Here is an 8,762-nt window from a genome sequence, read left to right as displayed (position 1 = left end):
GCGCCGCGAGCGCGCGCAACTGCGCGGCGCTGGCGTTGATCACCAGCCACTCGCCCGCGGGCGCCGGCGCATCGGGCGCCGCGGCGTCCTGCCATTCGGGCGTCAGCAGGCGCGCGCCTTCGGCCATCGCGAAGCGTGGTTCGGCCGCGGTCTCGGCCGCGCCGGCGAGCGCTGCCGGTGCCGCGACCGGCCAGTAGGTCTCTTCGGCGAACGGATAGGTCGGCAACGCCACCAGCGCCGGCGTTTGCGCATACAGCGCGGACCAGTCCGGCGCGGCGCCCGCGACCCAGGCCGCCAGCGCCGGCTCGTAGCGGCCTTCGCGCAGCAACGCCTCGACGGTGTGCGCCGCCGCGGCGCCGTCGCGCCCGGCTTTGCCGACATGCAGGGCGTCAACGGGCGCGCGCCCTTCGGCGTAGCCGCGCAGGATCGCGATCGCCTGCGCCAGCGACGAGGCGGCGAACGCCAGGCGGTGTTCCATCGCTTCGCGGCCGAGCTGCAAGGTGGCCGCGATCGCGCCGAGGTCGGCGTCGCCGTAGTCGCCCTGCTCCAGCGCCTGGGCCAGGCGCCGCGCGTACTCGGCGAGGCGGTCGGCGCGGCGCGCCGACAACACCCACAGCGCTGGCGCGGACGCCGGCGTCGCCGGCTTGGGCGCAGCGGCATGCGGATATTCCTGCACGACCAGGAAGGCGTTGGCGCCGCCGGCGCCGAACGAGGACACGGTGGCGGTGCGCAGCGCCGGCACGCCGTCGCGCGCGTGCGGACGCGGCCACGGTTCGGCGCGCTGCGGCAGCACGAACGGCGTCGCGGCCAGATCGAGGTCCGGATTCGGCCGCTCGCTGTGCAGCGTCGGCGCCAGCTCGCCGTGGCGGAACTGCAGCAGCACCTTGGTCAAACCGGCGATGCCGGCGGCGGCCTCGAGGTGGCCGATGTTCGACTTGACCGACCCCAGCGCGCAGAACCCGGTGTTCGCGGTGGTCGCGGCGAAGGCTTGGCTCAGGCCCTCGACTTCGATCGGATCGCCCATCGCGGTGCCGGTGCCGTGGGCTTCCACGCAGCCGATTCGGTCGGCGCCGACGCCGGCGCGGGCCAGGGTGTCGCGGACCAGATCGCGCTGCGCGCGCGGATTGGGCACGGTATAGCCGTGGGTGCGTCCGCCGTGGTTGATGCCCGAGGCCAGGATCGTGCCGTGGATGCGGTCGCCGTCGCGTTCGGCCGCCGACAACGGCTTGAGCAGGACCACGCCGACGCCCTCGCCCGGTACGAAGCCGCTGGCGTCGGCGCCGAAGCTGCGGCAGCGGCCGTCGGTGGACAGCATGCGCTGCGAGCACAGCCCGACATAGGTCGAGGGATGCAGGTACAGGTTGACGCCGCCGGCCAGGGCCAGTTCGCACTCGTCGCGCAGCAGGTGCTCGCAGGCTTCGTGGATCGCGGTCAGCGACGCCGAGCACATGGTGTCGATCGGGAAGCTCGGTCCGTTGAGGTCGAGCAGATACGAGACCCGGTTGGCGACCGAACTGAAGCTGGTGTACGGCGTGGCCGGATCGCCCTGCGCGGCCAGATCGCGCGCATGCAGCTCGAACCCGGTCTTGGTGATGCCGGCGAACACGCCGACCCGGCCGCGGTGGCGCTGCGCCAGCCGCTGGCGGGTGTAGTTGCCGTCTTCCAGCGCCTGCCAGCAGGTCTGCAGGAACAGCCGCTCCTGCGGATCCATGTCCAGCGCCTGCGCCGGGGCGATGCCGAAGAACAGCGGATCGAACTCGGCGAAGCCTTCCAGGAAGCCGCCCCAGCGGCTGTAGCTCATGCGCCGGGCGACGGCGCTGTCCGGATCGGCGCAGAAAAAGCCGTCCAGCGACCAGCGCTGGGCCGGGATCGGGCCGACGCTGTCGCGGCCGGCGCGCAGGTTGCGCCAGAACTGATCCAGATCGCGCGCGTGCGGATAGCGTCCGGCGAGGCCGACTATGGCGATGGGCTCGCGCGCGGACGAGCTCGCGCGGCGCGCGCTGGCCGGTGCGGCGGCGGCCAGCGCGGTCGCGCGCGGCGCTTCGGCGTCGATCCGGGTTTCGATTGCGGTCGCGATCGCCGCCACGGCCTGCGCGGCGCCGGCCGCAGCGCCGCTCCAGCGCAGGCAGGCCTGCGCGTGGTCGGCGGCGAGGTGCTCGCCGATCTCGGCCAGCGTGCGGTACTGATAGAACAAGGTCTTGGACAGCCCCGAGAACGCGCCGGCCAGCCGCTGGTTGAGCTGGGCGATCATGATCGAGTCGATGCTGAACGCTTCCAGCGCCTGCTCCGGGTCGATCCGCGCGGGGTCGATCTTCGACACCTCGGCGAACACTTCGACCAGGCGCCGCACGGCCGCGCGCGCAAGCCCGTCGCTTGCTTCGTCGGCGCTCGTCTGCGCCGTCGTTGCGGCCGGCGACACGCGCGATTCGTGCCCGTCCAGCAGCGCGGCCACCGCCGCGGGTTCGCCCGCCAGCACCGTCACGCAGGACTCGCCGCTGTTCCAGGCGCGGCGCAGCGCCGCCAGCCCGTCGCGCGCCTGCAGCGGCGCCAGCCCGGCCTGGGCGAGTTCCGCCTCGGCCTGCGCCGACAGGCGCATGCCGCCGTCGCGCCAGTACGGCCAGTCGATGCACAGCGCGCGGCCGTAGCGTTCGCCGCGCGCGGCGCGGGCGTTGCGCGCCGCGGCGTAGCCGCGCATGAAGGCGTTGGCCGCGGCGTAATCGCTCTGGCCGGCGCTGCCGAGCGCGCCGCCGATCGAGCCGAAGCAGATCAGGAAATCCAGCGCCGCCGCGCCGTGGCCGCGGTCGAGGTTTTCCAGCCCGCTCACCTTCGGCGCCAGCACCGCGCGCGCCTGTCCGGCGCGCTTGCGCGCGAGGTAGCCGTCGTCGAGCACGCCGGCGGCGTGGACGATGCCGTCGAGGCCGCCGTACTGCGCGTGCAGCGACTGCAGCAGGGCCTGGGCCTGGGCGGCATCGGCGATATCGGCGCGGCGGTATTCGACGTGCAGGGTCGGCGTCGCCAGCGCCGCCACCGCGGCGGCCGCATCCGCCGCGAGTTCGCCGCGGCCGGTCAGGACGATGCGGCCGCTGCACAGGTCCGCGGCGATCTCCCGCGCCAGCAGCAGGCCGAGCCGGCCGGCGCCGCCGGCGATCAGATAACGGCCGCCGTCGCGCCACGGCGGCGCGCCGCCGTCGCGTTCGCGCACGGCCTCGAATCGGCGCGTGCGCGGGCTTGGCGAGCCATAGTCGCGCAGCTGCCGCGCGGCCGGCGGCGGCGCGTCCAGCAGCAGCGCCGCCAGGGCCTGCGCATCGGCATCGGCGGCCACGCGCAGGATCTGCACCTCGAGCCGGTCGTATTCGCGTTTCGCGCTCAGCAGCAATGCGGCCAGCGCGGCGTACAGCGCGCCGTCGTCGTCGGCCGGCAGCACCAGCCGGAGCAACGCCGGCGCCGCGGCGGCGGTCTCGCGCAGCAGTTCCAGCAAGGCTTCGGCGTGGGCGAGGCAACGCGCGCCGACGCTGGCGTCGCTGCGCGGCAGGCTGCGCAGGTCTGAGCCGGACGCGCGCCCGGCGAGCGCGCGCGCGAGCGGCGCATCGGCGGGGAAATCGCACAGCACCAGACATTGCCGGTGCGGCCACGCCGCCGGTGCGTCGGCGGCGCGGTCCCAGCGCTCGGCGAACAGTTGCACCGCTGCGGTCGCGGGCACGGGCGCCGGCGCCGCCGCAGCGGCGGGCGCATCGAGGGTATCGAGCCAGAACCGGCGCGGATTGAACGGATAGGTCGGCGCGCTGATCCGGCGCGGCGCGCCGTTCGGGTACAGCGCGCGCCAATCGAAGGCGAAGCCGTTGACCCACAGCGAAGCGAGCTGATCGTAGTGGCCCTGCGCCGCCCAGCGCGCCAGCGCGGTCTGCAGTTCGGCGCCGGCCGGATCGTCGCTTCGATTGCCGGTGCGGTCGCCGGCCGCGGCCCGCGCGGCGTGACCGCTGTAAACGCCCGCGGCGGCGTCGCCGCGCAGATAGCCGCGCAGCCGCGCCTGCAGTTCCTGCGCATCGGCGGCGAGGATCGCCAGCCGGTGCGGCATCGGTTCGCGCCCGGCCTGCAGGGTGAACGCCAGACCCGGCAGCGACGGCGCGCCCGCCACGAACGCGAGCAGGCGCTCGGCGCTGGCGCGCAGGCAATGCGGATCGCGCGCCGACAGCGGGAACAGCCACGGCCCCGGCGCGAGTTCGTCGCCGCTGGCGGCGGCCGCGCACTCCTCCAGGATCGCGTGCGCATTGCTGCCGCCGACGCCCATCGAGCTGACCGCGGCGCGGTGCGGCCGCGGGCCGGTCCAGGCCTGCGCCGCATCGACCACGTAGAACGGCGATTGCTCGAGCTTGAGCGCGGGGTTGGCGGTGCGGAAATGCAGGGTCGCCGGAATCCGCCCGCGCGACAGGCTCAAGGCCGCCTTGATGCAGCCGGCCAGGCCGGCGGCGGTATCGAGGTGGCCGATGTTGGTCTTGACCGATCCGATCCCGCAGAACTGCCGCGCCTGGGTGTGGCGGCCGTAGGCCTGCGACAGCGCGGCGACTTCGATCGGGTCGCCCAGCGGCGTGCCGGTGCCGTGCGCTTCGACATAGGCGATGGATTCGGGCGCGATGTCGGCCGCGGCCAGGGCGCGCTCGATCACCGCGCGCTGGCCGGCGACGCTGGGCGCGTAGAAGCCGGCGCTGTCGCCGCCGTCGTTGTTGACCGCGCTGGCGCGCAGCAGCGCATAGACGTGGTCGCCGTCGGCGATGGCGTCGGCGGCGCGCTTGAGCAACAGCACCGCCACGCCCTCGCCGCCGACCGCGCCGTCGGCGGCGGCGTCGAACGCGCGCAGGCGGCCGTCGCTGGAGAAGTTCATGCCGTCCTGGTGGACGTAGCCGGCGCCCTCGAAGCTGGCCACGCGCGCGGCCGCGACCAGGGCGTGGCGCCATTCGCCTTCCAGCAGCCGCCGCCGCGCCAGATCCAGCGCGCTCAGCGACGAGGAACAGTTGGAATGCACGAACAGGCTCGGCCCGCGCAGGCCGAGCTTGTGCGAGATCACCGCCGGCAGGGTGCCGTTCTGGGCCATGATCCAGCCCACGTACTGCTCGATGCTCTGCGCCGAGGCCGGCGCCGAGGCGAGCAGGCGCGCGTGGTAGGCGCTGTTGCTGGCGGTGGCGAACACCGCGGTGTCGGCGATCTCGCCGACGCGGTAGCCGGCGTCCTCGATCGCCCGCCACGCGTGGGTCAGCAGCAGCCGCAGCTGCGGATCCATCAACTGCGCGTCGCGTTCGGACACGTTGAAGAAATCCGCGTCGAACAGGTCGCGCCCGGCCAGATCCGAGCGCACCGCGACGTAGTTCGGATCGGCCAGCACGTGCGCGGGAACGCCGAGCGCGCGCAGTTCCGCGTCGGGAATGCGCTCGATGCTCTCGCGGCCCTGCAGCAGGTTGGCCCAGAACTCGTCGTGATCGCGCGCGCCCGGGAACGCGCAGGACATGCCGACGATGGCGACGCTGTCGGCGTAATACGCGGGCAGGCCCGGGCCGGCCTGCGCCGCGGCCGCGGGCCGCGCCGGCTCGGACTGCCGCACTGGCGCGGTGGGCGGCAGCGCCTGCGCCTGCAGATGCTCGGTCAGGCGCGACAGCGATCCGAACTCGAACAACGAGGTGACCTCGAACCCCGGCGCCAGCTCGGCGGCGATGCGCTCGGCCAGGATCACCGCCTGCATCGAGCTGCCGCCCTGTTCGAAGAAGCCTTCGTCGCAGTCGACCTCGTCGCGGCCGAGCGCCTCGCGCCACAGCGCCAGCAGGCGCGGCGCCAGTTCGCCCTGCCCGGCCGCCGGCGCCGCTTCGGCTTCGCTCAATGCGGCGACGGCGTTGCGGTCGGTCTTGCCGTTCGCGGTCAGCGGCAGCGCCGGCACCGCGACGAAACGCGCCGGGATCATGTGTTCGGGCAGGCGCGCTCGCAGGAAGTCCTGCAGCTCGCGGCGCCCGGGTCGCGCGCCGGCGGCCGCGACGAACGCGGCGACCAGTTGCGGCTCGCCGTCGCGATTCACCGCGCAGGCGCACAGGTCGATCTGCGGATGCCGCGCCAGCTCGGCTTCGATCTCGCCCAGCTCGATGCGGAAGCCGCGCAGTTTGATCTGGGCGTCGGCGCGGCCGAGGTAGTCCAGGCGTCCGTCGGCGCGCCAGCGCGCGCGGTCGCCGGTGCGGTAGATCACCCCGCCGACCGAGAACGGATCGGCGAGGAAACTCTGCGCGGTCAGCGCCGGCCGGTTCCAGTAGCCGCGGGCGACGCCGTCGCCGCCGATGTACAGATCGCCTTCCTCGCCCGCCGGCACCGGCGCCATCGCCGCGTCGAGCACGTAGACCCGGGTGTTGGCGATGGGCCGGCCGATGGTGACCGGCGAATCGGCCGAGATCGCGTCGAGCGTCGACCAGATCGTGGTTTCGGTCGGGCCGTACAGGTTCCACGCCGGGCCGCCCTGGGCCAGCGCTTCGCGCAGCGGCTCGGGCAGCGCTTCGCCGCCGCACAGCACCTGCATGCCGGTGTCGTTGCGCCAGCCGGCGCGGTGCAGCATCTGCCAGGTCGCCGGCGTCGCCTGCATCAAGGTCGGGCGCAGTTCGCGGATGCTGCGCGCCAGGCGCGCGGCATCGCGCGCGTGTCCGGCCGGGCTGATGTGCACGCGCGCGCCGCGCAGCAGCGGCATCAGCAGTTCCAGGCCGGCGATGTCGAAGCTGTACGGCGTCACCGCCAGCAGCGAGTCGTCGGGGCCGAGTCCGAAACGCTCGGCCAGTGCGTGCAGCAGATGGAGCAGGCCGCGGTCGGTGATCACGCAGCCCTTGGGGCGGCCGGTGCTGCCGGAGGTGTAGATGACGTAGGCGACGCCGTCGGCGGGGCGTTCGTACCCGAACGCGTCGTCGCCCTCGCCGGCCGCCGCAGCGTCGCCGTCGGGGAGGTCGTCGACGGCGATCAGGCGCTCGCGCGGAAGCGTCGCCGCCGCCCGCGGCGCGCCGGCGCGATCGCAGAGCACGCAGCGCAGGCCGCTGTCGCCGATCATGTAGTCCAGGCGCGATTGCGGATAGGCCGGGTCCAGCGGCACGTAGGCGGCGCCGGACTTGAGCGCGGCCAGCAGCGCCACGCTCAGTTCGACCGAACGTTCCACGCAGATGCCGACCCGCTCGCCGGGGCCGACGCCGGCGGCGCGCAGGCGCCGCGCCAGCGCGCTGCTGCGGCGCTCGAGTTCGGCGTAGCTCAGGCTGCGCTCGCCGCAGCCGACCGCGACGGCGTGCGGGCGTTGCCGCGCCTGTTCGCGGATCAGCGCCGGGATCGAAAGGCGGTCGTAGCCCGCGAGCGCGCGATTGCCGTCGGCGGCGGCGGCGGCATCGTCGGCAGCGGCCGCGCCTTCGTCGGCCACGGGCACCAGACGGCTGAGGCGCGCCTGCGGATCGGCCGCTGCGGCCGCCAGCAGCGCCGCCCATTGCGCGCACCAGCCTTCCACGGTGGCCGCGTCGAACAGGTCGGTCGCGTATTCGCACTCGCAGGCCAAGCCGTCGGCGGTTTCCTCGACGTACAGCGACAGATCGTATTTGGCGTGGCTCCACGGGCTGTGCGCGCGCTGCCACAGCGCGCTCGCCGGCGCGGCCGCGGCGGGATAGTTCTGCAGCGAGAACAGCGCCTGCACCAGCGGCGGGCGCGACAGATCGCGCGGCGGCCGCAGTTCGGTCACCACGCGCTCGAACGGCAGGTCCTGTTCGTCGTACGCGTCCAGGGTGGTCGCGCGCGCGCGCGCCAGCAGTTCGGCGAAGCTCGGATCGTCGCCCAGGCGCAGCCGCAGCACCACGGTGTTGAGCAGCGGCCCGACCACCTGTTCCAGGCCCGGCTCGGCGCGCAGCGCCAGCGGCGAGCCGGTCAGGATGTCGTCGGCGCCGGACAGCCGCGCCAGCAAGGCGTTGAAGCCGGCCAGCAGGGTCATGTAGAGGGTGGCGTCGTGCTGCGCGCTCAAGGCCTGCAGCGCTTGCCGCAGCGACGCGGGCAGGACGAAGCGGTGCAGCGCGCCGCGGTAGGACTGCGCCGGCGGACGCGCGCGGTCGGCCGGCAGTTCCAGCACCGTCGGCGCGCCGTGCAGGCGCTCGCGGCTGCGCTGGGCGCGCTGGGCCAACGCTGCTTCGTCCATGCGCGCGCGTTGCCAGGCCTCGTGGTCGGCGTGCTGCAGCGCCGGCTCGGGCAGCGGCGAAGCGCCGCCGTCGGCATAGGCGTGGTACAGCGCGCGCAGTTCGTCGACCAGCAGCGCCGCCGACCAGCCGTCGGCGGCGATATGGTGGGTGGTCAGGATCAGCAGATGCCGCTGCGGGTCGAACCGCAGCAGCAGCGCGCGCAACAGCCGGCCGGCGGCGAGGTCGAAGCGGTGGCGCATTTCGCCTTGCTGCAGGCGCGCGGCTTCGGCCTCGCGCTCGGCCGGCGCCAGCGCGGCCAGGTCGTGCAGTTCCGGTTCCAGCGCCTGCGCCGGCAGGATCTGCGCGTAAAGCTCGGCGCCGTCGCGGCGGAACGCGGTGCGCAGGCTCTCGTGGCGGCGGCTCAGTTCGGCCAGCGCGCGCCGCAGCGCGTCGAGGTCGAGCGCGCCGTCGGCGCGCAACGCGATCGGCAGGTTGTAGGCGGCGCCGGCCGCGCCGGTCGCGTCGATCCGGTCCAGCGTCCACAGGCTGCGCTGCGCGTACGACAGCGGCATGCGCTCGCCGCGCGGCGCCGCTGCGAGCGTC

General features: G+C 74.4%; 1 protein-coding gene. It reads right to left on the bottom strand.

Translation table 11 applies throughout. From position 1 onward, the window contains the following. Positions 1 to 8,731, bottom strand: an 8,731-nt coding sequence (locus tag A7A76_RS25360; protein WP_241201185.1) for a non-ribosomal peptide synthetase, incomplete at its 3' end; no start/stop codon positions are given. Positions 8,732 to 8,762: the final 31 nt, after the last annotated feature.

This window comes from Lysobacter enzymogenes (genome assembly GCF_017168095.1).
Lineage (GTDB): Bacteria > Pseudomonadota > Gammaproteobacteria > Xanthomonadales > Xanthomonadaceae > Lysobacter > Lysobacter enzymogenes_D.
Note: the sequence above shows the minus strand (reverse complement) of the source record. Positions and strands in the feature narration are given on the sequence as shown.